General features: G+C 62.0%; 24 protein-coding genes. 11 read left to right on the forward strand and 13 right to left on the reverse strand.

What is annotated here, in order from left to right:
- Positions 1-21: 21 nt before the first annotated feature.
- Positions 22-969 carry a LysR family transcriptional regulator gene (locus C5P05_RS23690; RefSeq protein WP_114972321.1) on the reverse strand — a complete coding sequence of 316 codons (948 nt, stop codon included), beginning with the start codon at positions 967-969 and terminating at the stop codon, positions 22-24.
- A gap of 91 nt (positions 970-1,060) precedes the next feature.
- Between C5P05_RS23690 and C5P05_RS23695 the strand changes: the two genes are divergently transcribed.
- The 5 genes from C5P05_RS23695 to ald all read left to right on the forward strand — a co-directional run bounded on the left by C5P05_RS23695 (position 1,061) and on the right by ald (position 7,588).
- The gene (locus C5P05_RS23695) at positions 1,061-2,410 is read left to right on the forward strand and encodes an aspartate aminotransferase family protein (RefSeq protein ID WP_114972322.1); all 1,350 of its coding nucleotides are present in this window, start codon (positions 1,061-1,063) and stop codon (positions 2,408-2,410) included.
- A gap of 12 nt (positions 2,411-2,422) precedes the next feature.
- A complete protein-coding gene (locus C5P05_RS23700; RefSeq protein WP_114972323.1) occupies positions 2,423-3,928 on the forward strand; it encodes a CoA-acylating methylmalonate-semialdehyde dehydrogenase in 1,506 nt (501 codons plus the stop codon).
- Positions 3,929-4,140: 212 nt separating this feature from the next.
- A complete protein-coding gene (locus C5P05_RS23705; RefSeq protein WP_157979443.1) occupies positions 4,141-4,926 on the forward strand; it encodes a zinc ribbon domain-containing protein in 786 nt (261 codons plus the stop codon).
- Between the two features lies 1 nt (position 4,927).
- Complete coding sequence (locus C5P05_RS23710) at positions 4,928-5,992, forward strand: TAXI family TRAP transporter solute-binding subunit (protein ID WP_114972325.1); 1,065 nt, start codon at positions 4,928-4,930, stop codon at positions 5,990-5,992.
- Positions 5,993-6,472: 480 nt separating this feature from the next.
- The gene (gene ald / locus C5P05_RS23720; protein ID WP_114972327.1) at positions 6,473-7,588 is read left to right on the forward strand and encodes an alanine dehydrogenase; all 1,116 of its coding nucleotides are present in this window, start codon (positions 6,473-6,475) and stop codon (positions 7,586-7,588) included.
- 1 nt (position 7,589) lies between these two features.
- Here ald and C5P05_RS23725 read toward each other — a convergent pair whose 3' ends face one another.
- The 4 genes from C5P05_RS23725 to C5P05_RS23740 form a co-directional block, all read right to left on the reverse strand.
- Entirely contained in the window at positions 7,590-8,165 is a 576-nt protein-coding gene (locus tag C5P05_RS23725) for a YceI family protein (RefSeq protein WP_114972328.1), read from the reverse strand.
- 80 nt (positions 8,166-8,245) lie between these two features.
- A complete protein-coding gene (locus C5P05_RS23730; RefSeq protein ID WP_114972329.1) occupies positions 8,246-8,818 on the reverse strand; it encodes a YceI family protein in 573 nt (190 codons plus the stop codon).
- A gap of 23 nt (positions 8,819-8,841) precedes the next feature.
- Complete coding sequence (locus tag C5P05_RS23735) at positions 8,842-9,420, reverse strand: cytochrome b (RefSeq protein ID WP_114972330.1); 579 nt, start codon at positions 9,418-9,420, stop codon at positions 8,842-8,844.
- 115 nt (positions 9,421-9,535) lie between these two features.
- Positions 9,536-10,024: a YbhB/YbcL family Raf kinase inhibitor-like protein gene (locus C5P05_RS23740; RefSeq protein WP_114972331.1), complete on the reverse strand. Its 489-nt coding sequence runs from the start codon at positions 10,022-10,024 to the stop codon at positions 9,536-9,538.
- Positions 10,025-10,246: 222 nt separating this feature from the next.
- On the opposite strand from C5P05_RS23740, the gene C5P05_RS23745 reads away from it, so the two are divergent.
- Positions 10,247-11,095, forward strand: a complete 849-nt coding sequence (locus C5P05_RS23745; protein ID WP_114972332.1) for a PA4780 family RIO1-like protein kinase — start codon at positions 10,247-10,249, stop codon at positions 11,093-11,095.
- 11 nt (positions 11,096-11,106) lie between these two features.
- Here the strand turns inward: C5P05_RS23745 and C5P05_RS23750 are convergent, their stop codons facing one another.
- The gene (locus tag C5P05_RS23750) at positions 11,107-12,660 is read right to left on the reverse strand and encodes an acetyl-CoA hydrolase/transferase family protein (RefSeq protein WP_114972333.1); all 1,554 of its coding nucleotides are present in this window, start codon (positions 12,658-12,660) and stop codon (positions 11,107-11,109) included.
- 83 nt (positions 12,661-12,743) lie between these two features.
- Positions 12,744-13,685: a bestrophin family protein gene (locus C5P05_RS23755; RefSeq protein ID WP_114972334.1), complete on the reverse strand. Its 942-nt coding sequence runs from the start codon at positions 13,683-13,685 to the stop codon at positions 12,744-12,746.
- A 134-nt stretch (positions 13,686-13,819) separates the two neighbouring features.
- On the opposite strand from C5P05_RS23755, the gene hpaR reads away from it, so the two are divergent.
- Positions 13,820-14,311, forward strand: a complete 492-nt coding sequence (hpaR, locus tag C5P05_RS23760) for a homoprotocatechuate degradation operon regulator HpaR (protein ID WP_232834638.1) — start codon at positions 13,820-13,822, stop codon at positions 14,309-14,311.
- Positions 14,312-14,355: 44 nt separating this feature from the next.
- A complete protein-coding gene (locus C5P05_RS23765) occupies positions 14,356-15,018 on the forward strand; it encodes a DsbA family oxidoreductase (protein WP_114972336.1) in 663 nt (220 codons plus the stop codon).
- 11 nt (positions 15,019-15,029) lie between these two features.
- Here C5P05_RS23765 and C5P05_RS23770 read toward each other — a convergent pair whose 3' ends face one another.
- Positions 15,030-16,013, reverse strand: coding sequence for a tripartite tricarboxylate transporter substrate-binding protein (locus tag C5P05_RS23770; protein WP_114972387.1), 984 nt, complete (start codon positions 16,011-16,013; stop codon positions 15,030-15,032).
- A gap of 151 nt (positions 16,014-16,164) precedes the next feature.
- On the opposite strand from C5P05_RS23770, the gene C5P05_RS23775 reads away from it, so the two are divergent.
- Positions 16,165-16,683 carry a flavin reductase family protein gene (locus C5P05_RS23775; RefSeq protein ID WP_114972337.1) on the forward strand — a complete coding sequence of 173 codons (519 nt, stop codon included), beginning with the start codon at positions 16,165-16,167 and terminating at the stop codon, positions 16,681-16,683.
- 8 nt (positions 16,684-16,691) lie between these two features.
- Positions 16,692-18,038, forward strand: coding sequence for an HD-GYP domain-containing protein (locus C5P05_RS23780; RefSeq protein WP_114972338.1), 1,347 nt, complete (start codon positions 16,692-16,694; stop codon positions 18,036-18,038).
- 22 nt (positions 18,039-18,060) lie between these two features.
- Here the strand turns inward: C5P05_RS23780 and C5P05_RS23785 are convergent, their stop codons facing one another.
- From C5P05_RS23785 to C5P05_RS23805, 5 genes are all read right to left on the reverse strand, one after another.
- On the reverse strand, positions 18,061-18,555 hold the full coding sequence (locus C5P05_RS23785; RefSeq protein WP_157979444.1) for a hypothetical protein: 495 nt from the start codon (positions 18,553-18,555) through the stop codon (positions 18,061-18,063).
- 128 nt (positions 18,556-18,683) lie between these two features.
- A complete protein-coding gene (locus C5P05_RS23790) occupies positions 18,684-19,397 on the reverse strand; it encodes a YebC/PmpR family DNA-binding transcriptional regulator (RefSeq protein ID WP_114972340.1) in 714 nt (237 codons plus the stop codon).
- A gap of 60 nt (positions 19,398-19,457) precedes the next feature.
- On the reverse strand, positions 19,458-20,708 hold the full coding sequence (locus C5P05_RS23795; RefSeq protein ID WP_114972341.1) for a CaiB/BaiF CoA transferase family protein: 1,251 nt from the start codon (positions 20,706-20,708) through the stop codon (positions 19,458-19,460).
- A gap of 330 nt (positions 20,709-21,038) precedes the next feature.
- Positions 21,039-22,235 carry an acyl-CoA dehydrogenase gene (locus C5P05_RS23800; RefSeq protein ID WP_114972342.1) on the reverse strand — a complete coding sequence of 399 codons (1,197 nt, stop codon included), beginning with the start codon at positions 22,233-22,235 and terminating at the stop codon, positions 21,039-21,041.
- 125 nt (positions 22,236-22,360) lie between these two features.
- Positions 22,361-23,293: an amidohydrolase family protein gene (locus C5P05_RS23805; RefSeq protein ID WP_232834639.1), complete on the reverse strand. Its 933-nt coding sequence runs from the start codon at positions 23,291-23,293 to the stop codon at positions 22,361-22,363.
- 34 nt (positions 23,294-23,327) lie between these two features.
- On the opposite strand from C5P05_RS23805, the gene C5P05_RS23810 reads away from it, so the two are divergent.
- On the forward strand, positions 23,328-24,107 hold the full coding sequence (locus tag C5P05_RS23810; RefSeq protein WP_114972344.1) for a GntR family transcriptional regulator: 780 nt from the start codon (positions 23,328-23,330) through the stop codon (positions 24,105-24,107).
- Positions 24,108-24,109: the final 2 nt, after the last annotated feature.

Here is a 24,109-nt window from a genome sequence, read left to right on the forward strand (position 1 = left end):
TGGGCTACAGGCCAAATTAGCTTATAAAATCACGGATCGACCGGTCACGCCATGCGCTTGCAGCAAACAGTCCTGGAACGCGCGCGTCACCCGGGACGGCTGCGGCGAACGCCGCACGATACTGAGAAAACTGCAGGTATAGCGAAACAGCGCCGGTTTGACGGCACGCATCTGACCGGTGCGCACGAAACCTTCGGCGTAATGATCGGGCAAAAACCCCAGGTACTTGCCCGACAGGATCAGCGTGGCAATGGATTCCTGGTCATAACCGGTGGCCTTGCGCGTCAGGCGCACCTGCTGGCTGATTTCCATATTGGGCGAGTGGTAGCCCAGGCCGGCGAAGGCATGGGTGCGCACATCGTCCCACGTCATCTCAGGCGGCTCGGCCTGGAACAGGCCATGCTGCGCGCCGCAGTACAGGAACATGGTCTCGGTGAACAAGGCGTCGTAGGCCAAAGTCTCCGAGCTGCGATGGCCCGGAATCACCCCGACCTGAAATTGCCCGTCGATCACGCCGCGTTCAATGGCATTGAGGGGCGCAACAAACAAGTGCAGGCTCACTTCGGGCGCCAGCTCCGAAAACAGGGCGATGGCTTCACCAATGTGGGCTTGGGGGTTGCTGGCGGTCTTGTCAAACACCGCAATATTGAGCTGCCCACCCATGCGCCGGTGAATTTCGTCCACGCTATTGCGAAACGCATCCGCCCCGGCCAGCAGGCGCAGGGTCTCGCTGTAGATTTGCTGGCCCTCGGTGGTCAGGGCAAAACCGGCCCGGCCGCGGCGGCACAAGGTCAGGCCGAGCCGGGTTTCCAGGTCCTTGATGTGACGGCTCACCGTAGAGGTGCCGATGTTGAGCTCCAGCTCGGCCGCCGCCATGCCGCCGCACTCGACCACGCTTTTGAACACCCGCAGCAGGCGGATGTCCATATCGCTCAACTGACCCAAGGCAGCGCGGCTATTTACTTGCATAAATTGTTAACTTAATAGTGATACATATACATTTATAAGAGTAACAGAGCCGATCAAAATCGCCAATCCCTCCCTCCATTCAGGACACCCCATGAACATGAACGATGCCCAAGCCCTGACCACGCCCCGCACGGACGCTGCCTGGCTTGATGCGCACTGGATGCCCTACACCGGCAACCGGAATTTCAAGGCCAACCCGCGCATGATGGTGAGTGCCAAAGGCTGCTACTACACCGACAACCATGGCCAGCAGATTTTTGACGGCCTGTCGGGCCTGTGGTGCAGTGGCCTGGGCCATGGCCGCACGGAAATTACCGAAGCGGTCACCCGCCAGATGGCGACGCTGGACTACTCCCCGGCCTTCCAGTTTGGCCATCCACTGTCCTTCGAGCTGGCCAACAAGCTGAAGGAACTGACCCCGGCCGGGCTGGACTATGTGTTTTTCACCGGCTCCGGCTCCGAGTCGGCCGACACCTCGCTCAAGATGGCACGCGCTTACTGGCGCGCCAAGGGTCTGGCCAGCAAGACGCGCCTGATCGGGCGCGAAAAAGGCTACCACGGCGTCAACTTTGGCGGCATCTCGGTCGGCGGCATCGCCGCCAACCGCAAGATGTTTGGCCAGGGCATCGAGGCCGATCACATCGCCCACACCCAGTTGGCCAGCAATGCATTTTCGCGCGGCATGCCGGACAAGGGGGCCGAACTGGCGGACGACCTGCTCAGGCTTATCACGCTGCACGATGCCAGCAATATTGCGGCCGTGATTGTGGAGCCCTTCTCCGGCTCGGCCGGCGTCGTGATTCCCCCCAAGGGCTACCTGCAGCGCCTGCGCGAGATCTGCACCGCCAACAACATCTTGCTGATTTTTGACGAAGTGATCACCGGCTTTGGCCGCTGTGGCGCCTGGACCGGCGCCGAGGCTTTTGGCGTCACACCCGACATCATGAACGTGGCCAAGCAGATAACCAACGGCTCGCAGCCCCTGGGCGCCGTGCTGGCCAAAAAAGACATTTACGACACCTTCATGGCGCAAGGCGGACCGGACTACATGCTCGAATTCGCGCACGGCTACACCTACTCGGCCCACCCAGTGGCCTGCGCTGTCGGCCTGGCGACGCTGGACCTGCTGGAAAAAGAAAACATGGTGGACCGGGTCAAAGAAATGGCGCCGTATTTTGAAAATGCCGTGCACAGCCTCAAGGGCAGCAAACACGTCACCGACATCCGCAACTACGGCCTCGCCGCCGGTATCACCATCGACGCCTTGCCGGGTGAACCGGCCCGTCGTCCCTATGACATCGCCATGGCCATGCTCAACAAGGGGTTTTACGTGCGCTACGGTGGCGACACCATCCAGCTCGCGCCACCATTCATCTCGACCCCGGCCCAGATTGACAGTCTGATCAATGCGCTGGGCGAAACCATCAGCCACACCGCTTAAAGCCCATTTACCATGCAAACACTTCCCCTGATTCAACACCTGATCGACGGCCAACTGGTCGATGGCGGCAGCCGCTCGCAGCACGTTTTCAACCCCGCCACCGGCAAGCCCGAAAAGCGCCTGCTGCTGGCCGACAAAGCCACGGTCGAGCAGGCCATCGCCAGCGCCCACGCCGCCTACCCGGCCTGGCGTGCCACGCCGCCGCTCAAGCGCGCGCGCGTCATGAGCAAGCTGAAAGTCTTGCTGGAAGAAAACGCCGAACAAATCTGCGCCCTGCTCACCGCCGAACACGGCAAGGTGCTGGGCGACGCCATGGGCGAGTTGCAGCGCGGCATCGAAAACGTCGAATACGCCAGCTACGCCCCGGAGCTGCTCAAAGGCGAGCACAGCAAGAACGTCGGCACCGGGGTCGACTCGTGGAGCGAGTTTCAGGCGCTGGGCGTGACCGCCGGCATCACGCCGTTCAACTTCCCCGTCATGGTGCCGCTGTGGATGTGGCCCATGGCCATCGCCTGTGGCAACACCTTTGTGCTGAAACCATCCGAGCGCGACCCCAGCAGCGCCTTGCTGGTGGCGCAACTGGCGCTGCAAGCCGGCTTGCCACCGGGCGTGCTCAATGTGGTGAACGGCGACAAGGAAGCCGTGGACACGCTGCTGGCCGACAAGCGCGTGACCGCCATCAGCTTTGTCGGCTCCACGCCGATTGCCGAATACATCTACGCCACGGGTTGCGCCAATGGCAAACGCGTGCAGGCCCTGGGTGGCGCCAAGAACCACGCCGTGGTGATGCCCGACGCCGACATCGCCAACGCCGTGAGCGCCTTGATGGGCGCGGCCTACGGATCCTGCGGCGAGCGCTGCATGGCGATCCCGCTGGTGGTGGCGATCGGTGATGCCACGGCCGATGCCGTGGTGGCCGGCCTGAAAATCGAGATCGCCAAGATGAAGGTGGGACCCGGCACCGATGCCGCCAATGACATGGGCCCGCTGGTTACCCAGGCCCACTTTGAGAAGGTCAAGGGTTTTGTCGACCAGGGCGTGGCCGAGGGCGCGACGCTGGTGGTCGATGGCCGTGGCATCCGGGTGCCCGGCCATGAAGAAGGTTACTTTTTGGGCGCCTGCCTGTTTGACCACGTCAAACCCGGCATGGTGATTTACCAGGAAGAGATTTTCGGGCCGGTGCTGGGTGTGATGCGCGTGAATAGCCTGCAGGAAGCGATGGACCTGATCGACGCCCACGAATACGGCAACGGCACCTGCATCTTCACCCGCGACGGCGAGGCGGCACGCTACTTCAGCGACAACATTCTGGTCGGCATGGTGGGTGTGAACGTGCCCTTGCCGGTGCCAGTGGCTTACCACTCGTTTGGCGGCTGGAAACGCTCGATGTTTGGCGATCTGCACGCTTACGGCCCGGATGCCGTGCGCTTCTACACCAAACGCAAGACCATCACGCAGCGCTGGCCCTCGGCTGGTGTGCGGGACGGCACGCTGTTCAGCTTCCCAAGCAACCGCTGAATCTGACTTTTTTCACCCGCAACACCCGCTGGCTCGGCAGAGTCAGCGGGTGTTTGTTTTTGGCGATGGGCGGCTTGCTTTTCTTTGACTTTTCTCAATTCTCAATCCGCCATCTCTGCATTAAATGGGCGGGTAGGGAGTACGTTGTTATGCGGGCAAGATCAAAAAACGGGAGACCGCAGTTGTTGCTTTTTCGGTCGCACGAAGGTCACATGCTTGAGAAGTCGTCGTTCCCCCCTGTCCAGTGCCTGTTCTGCAACCATCTCAATCCGGCGGGTGCCAGGTTCTGCAATGACTGTGGCTCGCAGTTGCACCTGCAGCCCTGCGACCGATGTGGCGCGACCAACAAACGAACTGCCAAAACTTGCTACAAATGCGGCGCCGGATTTACCCTGCCAGGAGCCTCCGGACTGGCGCCCGAACTAGAGCCTGAGCCACCGGTTCTGGACCACCAGCCCGCAGCGCCACCCAGGAACGAAGTCAGCATCGCCAGGGAGCCAACGCCATTCCCCGAGTCCGTGGCGCCGCCGGTAAATGACACGGTTTCGTTCAGACACTGGGCGACGGCGATCGGCTCACGCCGCGCGGTGCGCATCGCCGCAGTGGCGATATTGCTCTTGGCGATTGTGATGTCGGGCGAATACTACTCCGAGCAGTCTGCCGAGTTCACGAAGACGCAGGGTGTCATACCGTTTGCCCCCAATATGTCCGACACCGCGATTTCCGGCGTTGCCACAGCCCCGGCCGTGGCAACGCCGGTTGCGGGCGCATCGGTTCCTGTGGACCCGCCGCCAAAAATTGTGGCCGGCACGTCAAGCCTCGACAAAACGCTGTCGCTCGCCCCTCCAGGGGCAGGCGTCGCAAGAACCACGCGGCCACTGCCGGTGACTGAGGCTGAGGTCATGCCCCGGCAGGATCCACCAGTGTTCAGAGAATGCCCGGACGCAGTCGCGGCGCTCGGGTTCTGCAATCCGACTAGCAAAACCGAGGGGAAATAGCATGAAAAAAGTTGTCTTAGGCACGCTGCTGCTGGCAGGAATTCTGTGCCACGGCACGCCGGCCGTCGCCGAGGTGGTGGATTACAAGATCGTGACCGCCTCCGAGCGGGGAACCTACATCAAAATCGGGCGTGATATCGCCGAGTTCGTGGCGCCTTCGGCGGACATCAAGCTCGATGCGGTGCCTTCGGCCGGGTCGGCAGAAAACGTTCGGCGGCTACGCTATGAGCCGGGCGTGAAACTGGCTTTGGTGCAGTCCGACGTCTACCAGTCTTTTCTTGACATGGCAGCCGGCGGCAACACAACGGCCGGCGCCATGATCCGACCGCTGCGTGTGATCATGCCGCTTTATAACGAGGAGATCTACTTCATCGTGCGGGCTGACTCGGACCGGAACTTCGTCCACGAGATCCAGAATGCGAAGATGAATGCTGGCGAGTTGGGCAGCGGCACTGCGCTGACCTCGGCGACGCTGTACCGCCTGATGTTTGGCCAACCCATGGCGGAGGCCAACACCAGCTACCTTTCCAATGAAGAGGCGCTGGCCAAGCTGGTCACGGACAAGACCCTCGACGTGGTGGCAGTCGTCGGCGGCCAGCCCACCAAGCTGCTCGTTGACATGAAGCCCGAGTCGCGCCAATTGATCAAACTGCTCAAGTTTGATCCCAACCATCCATCGAGCAAAACGGCGCTCAAGACCTATTTTCAAGCGACTGTGCGGGCCAGCAGTTATCCCAACCTGCTCACCGAGGATCTCCCCGGGTTGGCGGTCAAGGCCTTCCTTGTCACCTATGACTTCCAGGTGAAGGACACCGCGGGCCACCTGCGGCAGATGGCACGTTCACTGTGCCAGAACTTCTCGACCTTGCAGGAAAAAGGACACCCGAAGTGGCGCGAGGTTGACCTTACCCTGCCGGATCTCGGTCGCGGCTGGTTCTACTATGCCCCTGCAGCACGTGAAATCCGCTCCTGCACCGCCGGAGAGTCGCTCGCGCGAACACAGGCAAAATCGCGCGCCGTGAGAGCGTGCTCGCAGCAGGAACGAATTCTGGGTCTGTGCCCATAAGCGTGCCCATCACCGTGTGCGCGGCGAGTAGTTCAAGTTCGAAAATAGCCAGGTTCATTCAATCCGCCTACCCATGGCAAGAAAGGGGGTCTTCATGCTCATACGTCCCATACGCTACGCGCAGCTTGCTGCCATCCTTCTCGGTTCGGCCGCGGTAATTCTCTTTGCACTACTGGGTTTGCGCTGGGGCCAGGCTGAGGCACAAGGAGTCATGTCGGCGCCGGCCTGCCAGTGTTCAGCGCCGACCGCTATCCCCAGCATGTCAACCAGCGTCGTTCATTGCCTTTGCGGAGGCATGTCCTGTGTCGTCAGCGAGAACACCGGGCAAGGCAGGAATTCGAACCTCATGCAATGCGTCAAATAGGAACCGCCGCATCATTAGCCACGAGAATGAAGCGTTGCAAAGTCTGATTCTTATTCCTGTGTTGTGCGTCTTGTCACACACTCGCGTCTTCCACAACGGGAAAGCAGGAGAACAACATGCGAATCGGACTACCCAAGGAAGTCAAGAACCACGAATACCGTGTCGGCCTCACACCGGCCAGCGTGCGCGAGCTGAGTTCGCGCGGCCATCAGGTGCTGGTGCAAACCGGCGCCGGCGCCGCGATTGGCCTGACGGACGAGCAGTACCAGGCGGCCGGTGCCCTGCTGGTGGCGGACGCGGCGCATGTGTTCGCCCAGGCCGACATGATCGTCAAGGTAAAAGAGCCGCAGCCGCAGGAGTGCGCCATGTTGCGACCGGGGCAGATTCTGTACACCTACCTGCACCTGGCCCCTGACCCGGACCAGACCGCCGCCCTCATCAAATCGGGCGCCGTGTGCATTGCCTATGAAACCATCACCGGCCCCGGGGGTGGACTGCCGCTGCTGGCGCCCATGAGCGAAGTGGCCGGGCGCATGGCGGTGCAGGCGGGCGCCGCACATCTTGAGAAATCCAAGGGCGGCATGGGTGTGTTGCTGGGTGGCGTGCCCGGTGTGCCGGCCGGCCATGTGGTGATCATTGGCGCGGGCGTCGTCGGCACCCATGCACTGCAAATGGCGGTGGGCCTGGGCGCACGGGTGACCGTGCTGGACAAGAATATGGAGCGCCTGCGCCAGCTGGACCTGGTCTTCGGCAACCGCATCAATACCGTTTATTCGACCGCCCAAAGCGTGGACGATGCCGTGCTTGACGCCGAGTTGGTCATCGGGGGGGTTCTGATTCCCGGCGCAGCGGCGCCCAAGCTGGTGACACGCGATATGGTCTCGCGCATGAAGAAAGGCGCGGTGGTGGTGGACGTCGCGATTGACCAGGGCGGCTGCTTTGAGACCTCGCACGCCACCACGCATACCGAACCGACCTTCGTGGTGGACGGCGTGGTGCACTACTGCGTGGCCAACATGCCCGGCGCGGTCGCACGCACCTCAACTTTTGCGCTCAACAACGCCACCATTGCGCATGCCGTGGCGCTGGCCGACAAGGGCTGGCAACAGGCGCTCAAGGACGATCCGCATTTGCGCCATGGATTGAACGTGGCCAATGGCCACGTCACGTACGAAGCGGTCGCCCTGGCCTTGGGCTACACCTATGTGAACCCCAATACCTTGCTGAGTTGAATTACTGCTTGACTGCTTCGACCTGGACCAGCAGGCGCACGTTCTTGGGGAAGCCCCAGTCGATGCCGTAGTTCATGCCAAACTGGGTGCGATCGATGGTGGTTTCAAAATCGCCGCCGCAGACTTCACGCTTGAGCATGGGACTGTTGTAGCAATTGAAGCTGGTGGCTTTGAGCGTGACGGGCTGGGTCTTGCCCAGCAAGGTCAGGGTGCCGGTCACATCTGCCACCTTGTCGCCGCTGAAGCTGAGTTTGTCAGCGACGAACTTGGCTGTGGGGTGCTTGACTGAGTCAAACAGATCGGCGCTTTGCAGGTGTTTGTCAAACGCGGCGGTGCCGGTGTTGATGGAGGTGGTGTCGATCACGATCTCGACCTTGCCGTTGGTGCCCGCGCGGTCAAACTCGACCTTGCCTTCCTTTTTGTCAAAGCGGCCACGGTTGGTCGAGGTGCCGAAATGGCCGATCTCGAACGTCACGAAAGTATGGTTGGGGTCAATGGCGTAATTGGCCGCCTGGACTTGGGTAACGCCGGTCAACAGCATGGCCGCAGCAGCAATGGACAAAAGAGAAAAACGCATCAGAAAACTCCAGAAGTAAGGGTTGAGAAAAAGTTTGAGAACGAAGTTGCGGGGGGGGGGAATTACCTGGACAAAGCCGCTTAAAGCTTGCCCACGCCACTCAAGGCCAGCTTGAATTTGACTTGCACGTCGTCCGCCACCATGGAGGTGTCGGCCCATTCGTTTTCGCCAATCTTGAAGGCGAGGCGCTTGATCGGAAACGCACCGGTGGCGTTGGTGACGGCCCCGGTTTGCGTCATGGTGAGGGGCACCACCACATCGCGGGACTGACCTTTGACGCTGAGCTTGCCGGCCACTTCATATTTGCCGCCGCCCAGGGCCTTGAAACTGGATGAGGCAAAAGTGGCTTGGGGAAACTTGGCGGTGTTGAACCAGACCGCTTTGGGCAACTCGGCATCCGTTTCGGGCGCGCCGAGGGTGGCGCTGGCAATATCAACCGTGAACGCGACCTTGCTGGTCGCTGGCTTGGCGGCATCGAAACTGATTTGCGCATCAAACTTCTTGAAATGCCCCTCTACAGGCACACCCATTTGCTTGAAAACAAAACCGATGTCGCTTTGGGCTGGGACCAGCTTTTGCTGGGCGGCGGCGGGCACGGCAGTGGCTGCCAAAAAAGTGGCCGCCAGCGGAAACAGTAAGGATGATAATTTCATGGATTGAATGCTTTAGAGTGGTTTCAGGTACGGCCCGGCAACATGCGCGACAGCAGGCCATCACGATCGATCCAGTGGTGCTTGAGCGCTGCGGCGATGTGCAAGCCCGCCAAACCCACCAGTGCAAAGGCGGCGAGCCCGTGCAGTGGCTTGATCATGTCGGCCAGGTCCTTGTTGGGGGACAACAAATCAGGCAGGGGAATCTGGCCAAACCAGACTATCGGGAAGCCGGCTGCCGAGCTATAGGCCCATCCGATCAGCGGTACGGCAAAAAACAGCACGTACAAAAGATAATGCGTCGCATGGTAGGCCCGGGTTTGCCAGCTCGGCATGGCCCGCGTGATGGCGTGCGGGAGGGCCGGCGGCCGATGGGTGGCACGCCACAGCAGACGCACAACCGTCAGCGCCAAGAAGGTCACACCCGCCCATTTGTGCCAGTTGTAGAGTTTCAGGCGCAAGGGTGAAAAAGGCAGATCGGCCATATAAAAGCCGACCGCAAACATGGCCAAAACAACCAGCCCCAACAACCAGTGCAGGGCGATTGCCAAAGGCGAGTAGCGGAGCCCAACTTGCGTCGGGCCGGTAGGGGGAGATACGGTCACGTCAGACTTCCAAAAATCGATGCATCAAGGCGAATCCTTGACTTGGTCAAAGTTTAGAGGTCAGCAAATGCAAACAAGTTCAATTGAATTGAACTTTAAATTCACATATTTTGAATTACCGCATGACGGCCACTCGCCGTTGATAGAAGCCAATCAGTTCGGCATGCGCCAGCACGTGGCCTTGCATGGCTTTTTCCAATGCCGCTTTACTGGGTAATCTGAGGTCCGGGAGCAGGGCATCGAGGGCGAACAGCTTGTGGAAATAGCGATGCGCACCAATCGGCGGGCAGGGTCCTCCATAGCCGGTACGCCGCCAGTCATTCAGCCCCTGCCGGGTTCCCTCGGGCAAGGCCTTGTCAGCGACGCCCTCCGGCAATTCATGGACATCCGGGGAGATGTTGTAAAGAATCCAGTGCACCCAAGTCATTTTTGGCGCTTTCGGGTCCGGCGCATCCGGGTCATCAACAATCAGGACCAGACTTTGCGTGTTCGCAGGGACACCCGACCAGACAAGCTGCGGCGAAAGATCTTCACCGTCACAGGTTTGACGCAATGCAATCGTGCCCTTGTGCGGGAATGACGTGGAACTCAGGATCAGAGACATGGCATGGTGTTCCTTGGGGCAACAGAAAATTTCCACTCTATGACGCTGGGTCAGGCGCAGCTTGATACTTCTCAAGCGCTATTCCCAAAGTGCCACAGTGGCGTCCAACCCGCCTCGCAAACGCTTCAATTTCTGCCAGCGCTAATCGTCGCTGTCCGCTTTTGAATGAATTTGCAGGCGGTACGGTTCGGTTGATGGTGCGCACAGTGCAAAATGTGGCCCATGAAACCACCCAAGCGACTGCAATCATTGATCGAAGAAGGCCTGATCGACACGGTCGTGCGCCAGCTGATGAGCGGCAAGGAGGCGATGGTTTACGTGGTGCGCTGCGGCGACGAAACGCGCTGCGCCAAGATCTACAAGGAGGCCACGAATCGCAGCTTCCGCCAGGCGGTGGACTACACCGAAAACCGCAAAGTCAAAAACTCGCGCGAAGCACGCGCCATGGCCAAGGGCACCCGCTTCGGCCGCGAGAAGCAAGAGGCTGCCTGGCAGAGCGCCGAGGTCGATGCGCTTTACCGCCTGGCCGATGCCGGCGTGCGCGTGCCCAAGCCGCACAATTTTTGCGACGGCGTGCTGTTGATGGAGCTGGTGACCGACGAGCACGGCGACGCCGCCCCGCGCCTGAACGACGTGGTGCTCACGCCCGAGCAGGCGCGGGCGCACCACGGCACACTGTTGATCGAGGTGATGCGCATGCTGTGCGCGGGCGTGGTGCACGGCGACTTGTCGGAATTCAACATCCTGCTGGCGGAAGACGGCCCGGTGATCATCGACCTGCCGCAAGCGGTCGACGCGGCCGGTAACAACCACGCGCAGCGCATGCTGCTGCGCGATGTCGCCAATTTGCGCGGCTTCTTTGGCGGCTTTGCGCCCGAGCTGCTGCACACCGAGTTTGGCCCCGAGATCTGGGACTTGTACCAACGCGGCGTGCTGGACCCTGCCGTGGTGCTCACCGGCCGCTTCAAGCGCAAGGCCGGCGCCGTCGATGTGGGCGGCTTGATGCGCGAGATTGACGACGCCCGCGCCGAGGACGCGGCGCGCCGCCTGCGCATGCAGACGGCGCAATAACCTATGCGGCCCTAGGCGTTGGCCAGACTGATGGCCTCTTGCGCCAGGATTTCCGCTTCTTTCTCATGGGTCAGCATCGAGCCTGTCTCCCGGTAACGCGTGTGCCAAGACAGCGCTTTTTCCAGTACATGCGGCGTGTGTCCGCCGCGCAGCTGGGCTTCGGTCACGTAGTCATGCAGCATGTGCCGATACGGTTCGGCGACGCAGTTGTTAATGATCAGCTCGGCGCGCTCGCGCGGCGCGAGTCCGCGCAAATCGGCCAGGCCGACTTCGGTGACGATGATGTCCACGTCGTGCTCGGTGTGATCGACATGCGACACCATTGGCACGATGCTCGATATTTTTCCGCCTTTGGCAATCGATTTGGTAGCAAAAACCGACAGATAGGCGTTGCGCGCAAAGTCCCCGGAGCCGCCGATACCGTTCATCATGTGCGTGCCCAGCACATGGGTTGAATTGACGTTGCCGTAGATATCGGCTTCCAGCGCGGTGTTGATGGCGATGATGCCCAGACGCCGGATGATTTCGGGATGGTTGCTCACCTCCTGCGGGCGCAGCACCAGCCGGTCCTTGTATTTACCGATGTCGCCAAAGACTTCCCGGCTTTTCTGCGATGACAGGGTGATCGAGGACCCGGAGGCGAAATCCAGCTTGCCGGCGTCGAACAAATCGAAGGTCGAGTCCTGCAGCACCTCGGAATACATGCTCAGGTGCTTGAACGGGCTGTCAATAAAGCCGCCCATCACGGCGTTGGCGATGGTGCCGATGCCGGCCTGCATCGGCAGCAGGCTCTCGGTCAGCCGCCCCTGCGCGACTTCTTCCTTGAAAAACTCCACCAGATGCGCGGCGATGGCCGCCGTCTCCGTGTCGGGCGGCAGGATGGTCGAGGAACTGTCGAGCTTTTCCGTGAAAACGATGGCGACGATTTTGTCGGCCGGGATCTCGATGGCGGTGGTGCCGATGCGGTCATGCGGCGTCATCAAGGGCATCGGTTCGCGTTGCGGGCGATGCTTGGGGATAAAGATGTCGTGCAGGCCTTCCAGTTCCAGCGACTGCGTGACGTTGATTTCAACAATCACCTTGTCCGCCAGAATCGCAAAACTGGCGCTGTTGCCGACCGAGGTGGTGGGGATGATGGCGCCGGTCTCGGTGATGGCGATGGCCTCGATGATGGCGATGTCGATCGGCGCCATTTGCCGGGTGCGCAACAGCTCCACCGTCTCAGACAGGTGCTGGTCCACATACATCACCTCGCCCCGGTTGATGGCGGCGCGCAGCACCGGATCGGCCTGGAAAGGGATGCGGCGCGCCAGCACGCCGGCTTCAGTCAACGTTTTATCCACGTCGCTGCCCAGTGAGGCACCGGTCATCAGCGTGACTTTCAGCTTTTCCTTGCGCGCCCGTTCGGCCAGCGCCAAGGGCACCACCTTGGCGTCGCCGGCGCGGGTAAAACCGCTCATGCCAATCGTCATGCCGTCCTGTATCCATTCGGCGGCCGTGGCGGCACTGGTCACACGCGTTCTCAAGAGCGGACAACGAATTCGGTCCTGATGCTTGTCTTGCATTTTTTGATTTCCTTTTATGTCTGTAAAGTGGAAGAGGGCAGCGACCCATGGTTCGCCGGGCGCTGTGGAAGTTTTGCCGGCCTTCAGGTCAGGCAATAGTTGATCGGGACCAGTGGTGCCGGAACGTGCTCGTCGTGCAGTGATTCGCGCAGGTTGATCTCAATAGTGCGGCAGATGGCGTCCAGCGGCAGGTCGTTGGAATCGGTGCCAAAAGGTTCCTCGATTTCATCGCCGAGGGCATCCAGGCCGAAGAAGGTGTAGGCCACGATGGCCACCACAAAAGGGGTCATGAAGCCGATGGAGTCGACCAGCCCGAATGGCAGCAGGAAACAATAAAGATAGGCGGTGCGGTGCAAAAGCAGCGTGTAGGAAAAGGGCACCGGTGTGCTTTTGATGCGTTCGCAGCCACCCGCCGCGCCGGTCATGGACGACAGGGTGGCATCAATGGAGGCCGCCAGACAGCTGTCAATCCGGCCCTCTTTCAGGCACAGCCCCAGATCCTCCCCCATTTTGAGCATCAGGAAATCCGGCTTGTTGGATGATTTTTCCATCTGCTGCCATTCCGATTCGAGCAGCAGGTCCTTCAATTCAGCCGACGTGTTGGAGTTGCGCAGCTGCTGGCGCAAGGCATGGGCGAACGCAACGGCGCGGTAAATCATGCGCACCCGCGTATCGCTCAAGCCACGATTCGCGTGGGCCGGCGCCGCATCAACAATCAGGCTCTGGCACTGGCGTGACAGACTGCGGCTTTTGTGAACCAGTTCGCCCCATAACCTGCGCCCTTCCCAGAACCGGTCGTAAGCGACATTGTTGCGAAAGCCCAGAAAAATCGCCAGCGGCAGGCCGATCAGGGTAAAGGGAATCGTGGTCAAGGTGATCTTGAGTGCAAACAGGTCGCCATGGTTGATGGTGACCAGCGTGGCGAGCACGGTGTTGACGAGCAAGGATGGCAGAATCCGCGGCAGGATGGATCCGCGCAGCAGCAAGAACATCTTGAGCGCGGACGGGCGGTCTCTGACAATCATGCCCAAGGCCCCGTTGGGGACCGACTTTCAGAGAAATTCACAAACATATTAGTATTTTAATCACTAATATGTGAGCAGATAAAACCGCCTGCCTTTTGCAGCCCAGATTCCCTGACCACAAAACAAGACTTGAAATGGCACCCTCCCCCGTGAAGCCCCGCATTACCTACCGCAACCTGCCCCAGCTTTTCCTGAAGGCCCGGGACAGTCTGATGTCCCACTTTCGGCCGATCCTCAATCACTTTGGTCTGACGGATCAGCAATGGCGCATCCTGCGCGCTCTGGACGAGCATGGTCAGCTGGAGCCCCGTGAAATTTGCACGCTGTGCCAGATTCTGAGCGCCAGCATGGCGGGCGTGCTGGCGCGCATGGAAGAGATGGCGCTGATTCAGCGCAGCCGCGTGGCTGGCGATCAGCGTCGCGTGGTGGTGCGTTTGGCGCCCAAAGGGGACCAGCTTGTCAATACGATGGCGCCCTTGATCGACTTGCAGTACCAGCATATCGAACAAGCCTTTGGCCGGGAGGTTTTCGACGACCTGTTCGACTCGCTTGAAACCTTCATTGACGCGCAGAAAAATCCGGTTCTGCGCGTGGCGCTGCCGCCAGCGGGGCCGACCGCCGAATAGCCTTCACGACGCACCACGCGGGATGCGCCGCCTACAATTTGGCGATGAACAGCCCTACCCTGACCATCGACGTGGTGTCCGACGTCGTCTGCCCTTGGTGCTACATCGGCAAACGCAAACTTGAAGCCGCCCTGGCCCTGCCCGAGGCCGCCAACCTGCCCAATGTGGTGATTCGCTGGCACCCGTTCCAGCTGAATCCGGACATGCCGGCCGAAGGCATGCCGCGCCAGCAGTACCTGGAAGACAAGTTTGGCGGGCCGGCGCGCGCTGCCGAAATCTATGAGCGGGTGCGCACGGCGGGCAAAGCCGCGGGCCTGACACTGAATATCGACGGCATCACGCGCCAGCCCAACACGCTGGCCGCGCACGCCCTGCTGGCCTTTGCCCAGTCGGGTGACGCTGATGCCAGCGACATCCAGGAACGTCTGTTCAAGGCCTACTTCATCGAAAACCGTTTTATCGGTGACCCCGATGTGCTGGCCGAGATTGCCGAAGAAGCGGGACTGAACGGCGACGATGCCCGCGCTTTTGTGACCGATCTCGAACATCTGGACGTGGTGGCTCAGGCCGACGCCCACGTCAGGCGCCTGGGCATCAGCGGTGTGCCCTTCTTCATCTTCAACCAGAAGTTGAGCCTGTCCGGCGCACAAGACCCGGCTACTTTGCTGGCGGCCATGCACGAGGCGGCTTCAAGCCCCTCTGTCTGAATTGCGGCGCCTCAAGACTCTGCGGTAAAACCGATCTGCTTGATCAGACGGCGCCATTCCTCGGCGTCCGCCTGCAGCAACTCGCCCAGCGCCGGCGCGCTGGACGACTGGATATCCAGCCCGAACTGGCGGCCGTAGTCCACCAGATCAGGCTGGGCCAGTGCCGGCTGCAGGTAGGCGGCGGCACGCCGCACGGTCGTGGCGGAAGCCTTGCCGGGCAGGAAAAAGCCATACCACTCACGCACCGCCAGCGGCATGCCCAGCTCGCGCAAGGTAGGCACGTCCGGCAGGAAGGGCGAACGGCTCTTGCCCGAGATGGCCAGCACCCGCAGTTTGCCGGTCTTTAGATGGGGAAGGTAGTCGCCAATCGGGCCGCAAAAGGCCGAGATCTGGCCGCCCAGCAAGTCCTGCACGCCCGGCACCGTGCCCCGGTACGGAATGTGCCGCCAGCCCGCCCCGCCAAACTTGTCAATCAAGACGCCGATCATGTGCGGCATGGAGCCGGCGCCGGGACTGCCGTAGCTGGCCTTGTCCGGGTTGGCCCGGGTCCAGGCCAGGAAGTCCTTGAGCGTCTTCACGCTGGCCGGCACGGCGGGACCCACTGCCAGACCGTGGTTGATGTAGGCGCCCACCGACACCGGGGCCACATCCTCAAGCTTGTACTGCAGCTTGGGGTAGGTGTAGGGGTAGATCGACAGCATGGACGAGGGCGTGAGCAGCAAGGTGCTGCCGTCGGGGTTGGCGTCCTTGACCGTGATCACGCCAATCTGCCCCGCCGCACCGGGCTTGTTCTCCACCACCATGTTCGTGGCGTAGCTACCGCGCAGCTTGTCGGCGACGCGCCGGGCCAGCACGTCCACCGTGCCGCCGGGCGGGAAGCCGCTGACGATACGGCCAAGTTCAAGACCCTGGCCCCAAGCCAGGGATGGCAATGCCAACACACCGCCCAAAGGCAGTGCGGCGGCGCCGGTGATAAAGTGTCTGCGGGTGCTCATGGTCAGGTGATCCTCCAAGGGTTTCACAAAATAGTCAGCGCTATTTGAACAAACGTTCAATAAATTAAACATTCGTACAAACCCTGAGCGCCGTCAGCTCCAAAAAGCCGGGCTGACAAGCGACTGCGCAAAACTCGGGTAAATTGCAGTCATGTCTTTGTCTGATCTGGCTCCCCGGGCCCGCCCCCCCAATTTTTCCAAACCCGAGTTTCGCACCGCCCTGGGCATGTTTGCCACCGGTGTGACCATCGTGACCGCCCGCACCGCCGAGGGCGCGCTGGTGGGGCTGACCGCCAATTCCTTCAACTCGGTGTCGCTCAACCCGCCGCTGGTGCTGTGGAGTCTGGCGCGCGCGGCCGCCTCCCTGCCGGCGTTCAGCACCGGCTCGCACTACGCCATCAACATTCTGGCGGCGGACCAGAAAGAGTTGGCCAAGCGTTTTGCCGCCAAAGACCTGGACCGTTTTGCCAATGTGGCTTTTGTCGATGGCGTGAGTGGCGCACCCCTGCTGGCCGGGGCGGCCGCCACCTTTGAATGCTTCAACCGCAGCCGCTACACGGAGGGCGACCACGTCATTTTTGTCGGCGAGGTCGAGCGCTGCTCGCACCGCGTAGGCGCATCGCCCCTGTTGTTTCACGGCGGCAAGTTCTACACCGAGCATCCTCTTTAAAAGGACTTATGCAGGCCTTGAAACTGTCGGAACTCATGGGCGCACTCAGTCATGCGCTGGACATCACCGAAGGCCAACCCGAGGGGCACTGCGTGCGCTGCTGCTGGATCGGCATGCACATCGGCCACCAACTGGCCTTGCCCACGGAGCAGCTGTGGGAGTTGTACTACACCCTGCTGCTGAAAGACCTGGGCTGCAGCAGCAATGCCTCGCGCATCTGCGAGCTGTACCTGACCGACGACCTGGCCTTCAAGCGCGATTTCAAGTGGGTGGACGGCAGCCTGCCGCAGGTCTTGCGTTTTTTGCTGCGCCACACCGGCCCCGCCTCGGGCTTGATGGAGCGGCTGAAAGCCTTGGGCGGCATTCTGTCCAACGGCGACGCGATCGCCCAGGAGCTGATCCAGACCCGCTGCACCCGTGGCGCCGACATTGCCCGGCAGTTGCGCTTTTCGGAAGGCGTGGCGCAAGGCATCCATTCGCTGGACGAGCACTGGAACGGGCAAGGCCGGCCAGCTGCGCTGGCGGGCGATGCCATCCCCCTGTTTGCGCGTATCGCCCTGCTGGCGCAGGTGGTGGATGTGGTGAATTGTTCCGACGGCCAGGCTGCGGCCAGCGCAGAAGTACAGGCGCGACGCGGCAAGTGGTTCGACCCCGAGGTGGTGGACGCCTTTCTGGCCGTGGCCAGCGCCGTGCCGTTCTGGGACACTCTGAACGCGCCCGAGCTCGAGTCGCGCGTGTTCGCCATGGAGCCGGGCGGCCATGAAGCGGTGCTGGACGAGGACTACCTCGACGACATCGCCGAGGCCTTTGGCCAGGTGGTGGACGCCAAAAGCCCCTACACAGCCGGCCACAGTGCCCGGGTCGGGCTGTACACGGCGCTGCTCGGTGAGTCGCTAGATATTCCAGAAGCACGCCGGCGCTGGCTCAAACGCGGTGCACTGCTGCATGACGTGGGCAAGCTGGGCGTGAGCAATACCATCCTCGACAAACCCGGCAAGCTGGACGAGCTTGAGTGGGCGGCGGTACGGCGGCACGCGAGTTACACCCAGTCGATCCTGGGACGCATCCGCCACTTCGACGAACTGGCACGCGTTTCGTCCGCGCACCATGAGCGCCTCGATGGCCGCGGCTACCCGCTGGGCCTGAAGGCAGCGGACATCGCACTGGAAACCCGCATCATCACCACCGCCGACATCTTTGATGCCATCACCGCCGAGCGCCCCTACCGCGGCGCCGTGCCGGTGGAGAAAACGCTGACCATCATGGCGGAGACGGTGGGCACGGCGATTGATGCCGACTGCTTCGAGCATCTGAAGAAGATCATCCAGGCGCACCCGGAGTTTTTCCCGGGGTAGGACGCCCGGCCTTGTCTCCAATTCACTTGATGGAACTGGACACTTCCATTCGCAATCTGGTCAGACTGCGTACAACCATCTGCACCTCATCGGGATTGAGCTTGCCGTGTGTTGCCAGGTAATCGACGACCTTGCGCCCATTGGCGCGCGCCATCAGCACACCGTCCTGAATGAGCAGGGACTCGCGCGCAAATTCTGAAGCGTTGCCGTGGCAGCCTGCACATTTTTCACTAAACAGCGGCGGACTCGCCACCTGAGCCATCAGCATGGCACTGATGGGGCCAACAAGCGCATCGGTCAAGTAGTGATTGTGAAGAAACCGTTCCAGATATTCCTTGTGATGCGTGCCCACCAAACGACCATCGTCAATTCGTAAGAAGCGCCGGGCGAAGGTGCCAGCGTGTCCATGACAGCTCTCGCAACGCTGATCCCAGTAACGATGGAGATCGACCCCATCGGCCGCGGCCGACAGGGCAGTGAATGCGAGGGCGAGCAGTAATAGAGAACACTTCCTCACATCGGAATACCTTGAATTGAATATACCCAGATACGTTGGTGCAGCCGTCCGTCATCGCCAGTCACGCGGGGGAAATGTCGCCAAACGGCAGTTGCCGATGTCCCGCATGGGGCGGCTGGAAAGCAGCTTCAGCCCGCCAAGCCCACATACACATTCTGCACATCGTCATTCCCGTCAATGGCGGCCAGGAAGGCTTCTACTTCTTCCAGATGCTCGGCGCTCAGGCTGGCCGGGTCGATCGGGTTCTTGGCCTTGTAGCCCAGCTTGGCGGACAGGACCTTGAAGCCATGGGCGGGTAGCGCGCGGCTCACCAGATCGAGATCGGCCGGGTCGGTCAGGAACAGCGTGCTGCCCTCTTCCTCGCCCGGCTCCAGGTCCTGCGCGCCGGCTTCGATCGCGGCGACCTCGGCGTCGGCACCGGCGGCCGCGGGCTCGGCTTCGATCATGCCCACATGGTCAAAATCCCAGGCCACCGAGCCGGAGGTGCCGAGCTGACCCTTGCGGAACAGCACGCGCATTTCAGGCGCCGTGCGGTTCACGTTGTCGGTCAGGCATTCCACCATGACGGCGACGCGGTGCGGCGCATAGCCTTCGTAAATCACGTGCTCAAAATTGACGGCCTCGCCGGTGAGGCCAGCCCCTTTCTTGATGGCGCGGTCCAAAGTTTCCTTGGGCATGGAGACTTTGCGGGCCTGCTCGACGATCAGCCGCAGGCGCGAGTTCGACGCCGGGTCGGCCCCGCTGCGCGCCGCGATCATGATGTCTTTGGCCAACCGTCCGAACAATTTGCCTTTGGCATTTGCAGCCAGTTCCTTACCTTTTGCTTTCCACTGCGCGCCCATGTCTGATCTTCCTTGGTGTTGTAGCGCTCACATGCGCCCGTCGATTTTAGGACGCTCGGGCTAGACCACTCCCGCCTGGCGCAATGCCGCCCTCTGCGCCGCGTCCAGCCCCAGCTCGGCCAGCACCTCCTCGGTGTGCTCGCCCAAGGCCGGTGGCGCCCGGCGCAGCACTGGCGGCGTGGCGCCCAGGCGCAGCGGGCTGGCCACGGTCGCTATTGATTCAATAGCTGTATGCGAACTAACAACGGGGGCTAGAGGCTGATTGACCACTAAACCCCGTGCTTTGACCTGGGCGTCGTCAAACGCCTGGCCCATATCGTTGATCGGACCGCAGGGCACGGCCTTGTCTTCCAGCAGGGTGATCCACTGCGCCGTGCTGCGTGTGCGGGTGACGGCCTGCAGGGCGGGGATCAATGCCTCGCGGTGTTTCACGCGCAAGGTATTGGTGGCAAAACGCGGGTCGGCCGCCCACTCGGGGTGTTCGACGGCCTGGCAGAAGCGGACGAACTGGCCGTCGTTGCCGATGGCCAGCAACATGGCGCCGTCTGCGGTGGGAAAGTCCTGGTACGGCGCCAGACTCGGGTGGCTATTGCCCTGGCGCTGCGGCACCTTGCCGGTGTTCAAAAAGCCGGCCGCCTGGTTCGCCAGAATCGCCATGCCGACATCGAGCAGAGCCATATCGATGTGCTGACCGGCGCCCGTGCGATGGCGCACTTCGATGGCGGCAAGGATGGCGCTGCAGGCGTAAACGCCGGTGAACAGATCGGTCAAGGCCACGCCCACGCGCTGCGGGCCGCCGCCGGGTACCTCGTCCGCCTTGCCGGTGATGCTCATCATGCCGGTCATGGCCTGGATCATCAGGTCGTAGCCGGCGCGCTCGGCATAGGGCCCGTCCTGGCCAAAGCCGGTGACCGAGCAGTAGATCAGGCGCGGGTTGAGGGCTTTGAGGCTGGCGTAGTCCAGTCCGTAAGCGGCAAGTCCACCGACCTTGAAGTTCTCCACCAGGATGTCGCTGCTCAGAGCCATCTGGCGGATCAAGGCCTGCCCTTCCGGCTTCGCCATGTCAATGGTGATGGAGCGTTTGTTGCGGTTGCAGGCGGTGAAATAGGTAGCCTGGTCGGTGTCCTTGCCCTGGGCATCTTGCAGGAACGGGGGCCCCCAGTGGCGTGTGTCGTCGCCGGCGCCCGGGCGCTCGACCTTGATGACGTCAGCGCCGAGGTCGGCGAGCATCTGGGTGCACCAGGGGCCGGCCAGGACGCGGGACAGGTCCAGTACCTTGAGGTGCTGCAATGCGGCTGGTTTCGTGGTCATTTTGTTGCTTTCCGTACGGGTTCTGATTCAGGTTGGCTCTTTGGTGCTTTGGTAGCTGTCGTGCGGGGCAGTCCGGGGGGCCTCATACTGTCAAAGGCCCAGAAATCGGCCCCCCCCGGACCACCCCGCACGACCGGTGAAGTTGTGGTGCTCGACGAGGGACTACCGACTACCGGGACTGGGTATTCCAACCTTGGCGTACTGACACGGTCGCCGCAGTGTTGGGGCTGTGGGGGCCCGCCGATTTCTGGGCCTTTGACAGTATGAGGCGGGCCCCCACAGCCCCAACACTGCCTCACAGACCGAACAGCGACCCCGCAAAAAACCCAATCAGTTACCGAAAGCCGCAATCCCGGTCTGCGCCCGCCCCAGAATCAGCGCATGAATATCGTGCGTGCCTTCATAGGTGTTCACCACCTCCAGGTTCACCAGATGCCGCGCGACACCGAACTCGTCCGAGATGCCGTTGCCGCCCATCATGTCGCGTGCCAGCCGGGCGATATCCAGCGACTTGCCGCAAGAATTGCGCTTGAGCAAAGAAGTGATTTCGACCGAAGCCGTACCTTCGTCCTTCATGCGCCCCAGCCGCAAACAGCCTTGCAGCCCCAACGCAATCTCGGTCTGCATGTCGGCCAGCTTCTTCTGGATCAACTGATTCGCAGCCAAGGGGCGGCCGAACTGGGTGCGGTCCATGACGTACTGGCGGGCGCGGAACCAGCAGTCTTCGGCGGCGCCCAGGGCGCCCCAGGCGATGCCGTAGCGGGCGCTGTTCAGGCAGGTGAACGGACCCTTCAGACCCTGTACTTCGGGGAAGGCGTTTTCTTCCGGGCAGAACACGCCGTCCATCACGATTTCGCCGGTGATGCTGGCGCGCAGGCCGACCTTGCCGTGGATCGCCGGGGCGCTCAAGCCCTTGGCCCCCTTGTCCAGCACGAAGCCGCGGATCGGGCCGACCTGGCCGCTTTCGCTGACCTCCTTGGCCCAGACCACGAACACGTCGGCGATCGGGCTGTTGGAGATCCACATCTTGCTGCCGGAGAGCTTGTAGCCGCCCGCCACCTTGTGCGCGCGCGTGGCCATGGAGCCGGGGTCGGAGCCGTGGTCCGGCTCGGTCAAGCCGAAGCAGCCGATCCATTCGCCGGTCGCAAGCCGGGGCAGGTATTTCTGTTTTTGCGCCTCGGTGCCGAATTCAAAAATCGGCACCATCACCAGCGAGCTTTGCACGCTCATCATGGAGCGGTAGCCGGAGTCGACACGCTCGACTTCGCGCGCGATCAGGCCGTAGGCCACGTAGTTCAGGCCCGGGCCGCCGTAGGCTTCCGGGATGGTGGGCCCGAGCAGGCCGAGTTCGCCCATCTCGCGAAAGATGGCGACATCGGTCTGTTCCTTGCGGAAGGCCTCGATCACGCGCGGCTGCAGCTTGTCCTGGCTGTAGGCGGCGCTGGCGTCACGTACCATGCGTTCGTCATCGCTGAGTTGCTGGTCGAGCAGAAAGGGATCTTGCCAGTTGAATGAAGCGTGGGCCATGGGATATCTCCGGATTTGAAAAAGTCAGATGAAAGGTGGGCGTGAGGCCGATATTAGGGCCGGCACGGACAATCCACAATCAATCGTTTTTCATCCAGTTATGCGTCAAACGCACATATGAAAACTCAACCCACGGACGCATTCCATAACGACGCGTCCCAATACAGGCGCCTGGCATTGCGGGACCGCACCGCCTCCACCACACCGGGTGCCTGGCCCAGCCAGTCCTCCAGCGCCGCGTGCAATGCCGGGTAGTCGGCTTCTGATTCGTGGTTGGTGCAGGGCCAATCGCTGCCCCACAACAGGGCCTGTGGCCCCAGTTCTTCCAGCCACAGCCGGGCCAGGGTCTGGGGTTTCACGCCCAAGGCCAGACGATAGGCGGCGCTGAGCTTGACGTGCACATTTGGCATTGTTTGCCCAAGTGACGCGCTGCGGCCGGTCCCGCCGTGTCGGCTGCGCTGGCGCAAGGCGGCCACCGTGGCATCCTGCGGCGAGGCCTGCGCCGGCTTGCCGAAGTGATCGACCACCAGCGGCAGCGCCAGCGGCAAGGCCGCCATGACGTCGGGGAGCGCGCCGGCGTCGGTGTGCAATTCCACGTGCCAGCGCAGTTGCAGGATGGCGTCCCACAAAGGGGCGGCCGAGGCCCAGGCGCGCATGTCATGCGACCGCCCGGCCAGATTGAGGCGGATGCCGCGCACGCCCCGGGCCTGCAGCGGCGCCAGCGTGGCCAAGGTGGCCGTGGGCGGCAGCACGGACACGCCGCGCAGCGTGTCCGGGTGGTGTGCCAATTGCGCGAGCAGCAGACGGTTGTCGGTGCCCATGAAACTGGTTTGCACCAGCACCCCGTGGCTGACGCCGACGGACTCGGCCGCCGCTTGCCAGGCCCGCAGGGGCGCGGCGTAAGGCGGGGTGTAACGCGCGCCCGCCAGGGACTGGCCGGCTTCGAACACATGAAAGTGGCTGTCCACGCTGAACGTCGTGGGTTGCGCTGTGCTGACGGGCAGGTGCGAGGTCACGCTTGCCTGCGGCATCGAATTTTTTGACTTTTGAGAATTCATGGCTTATATTCTAGTCATCTAGAGGACTAAATCAATGAATTCATTTCCTATCGATAGCGCGGGCGTAGCGGGCGGCACCGGGCCAACGCCGGACCACCCCGCCCCGGGCCAGAGCCGCTATGGCTGGCTGGCCGCGAGCTTGCGGGCGCGCATCACCCAAGGCGAATGGGTGCCCGGCACCGCCTTGCCGGCCGAGGCGGCACTGGCCAAAGAGCATGGCGTGGCCTTGGGCACCCTGCGTCAGGCCCTGGCGCTGCTGGTGGCCGAGGGACTGCTGGAGCGCCAGCACGGACGCGGCACTTTTGTGCGCGCCGGCTTGGGCGGCGCGTCGATGCTGCGCTTCTTCCGCTTTCGCCAGAGTGACGAACGGGGCGGCACGCCCCAATCAACGATCCTGCAACGCGAGGTGCAACTGGCCGCCGCCGACACCGCCGATGCTCTGGGTTTGCCCAGCGGCGCCAGCGTGCTGCAGTTGCAGCGCCTGCGCAGCGTGAACGGCCGGCCCTGCCTGCTGGAGCACTTGGCACTGCCGCTGCCGGTGTTCGACGCCCTGGCCCAGTCCGACACCGCCGCCTGGGACGACCTGCTCTACCCCATGTACCAACGCGTCTGCGGCGTCACTATCAACCGCGCCGAGGACCAGCTGAGTTTTGGCCTGTTGAACGCCGAGCAAGCGGCATTGCTGCAGCTTGAAGCCGGCCACCCCTGTGTCCAGGTGCAAAGGCGCGCCTTCGATCTCGGTGGCCATTGCGTCGAGCTGCGCACCACGCTCGGCGATGCGTTTGCCTTTCAATACACCGCCCAGGTTCGCTGATC

It is taken from the genome of Rhodoferax ferrireducens, from assembly GCF_003347515.1.
Lineage (GTDB): Bacteria > Pseudomonadota > Gammaproteobacteria > Burkholderiales > Burkholderiaceae_C > Rhodoferax.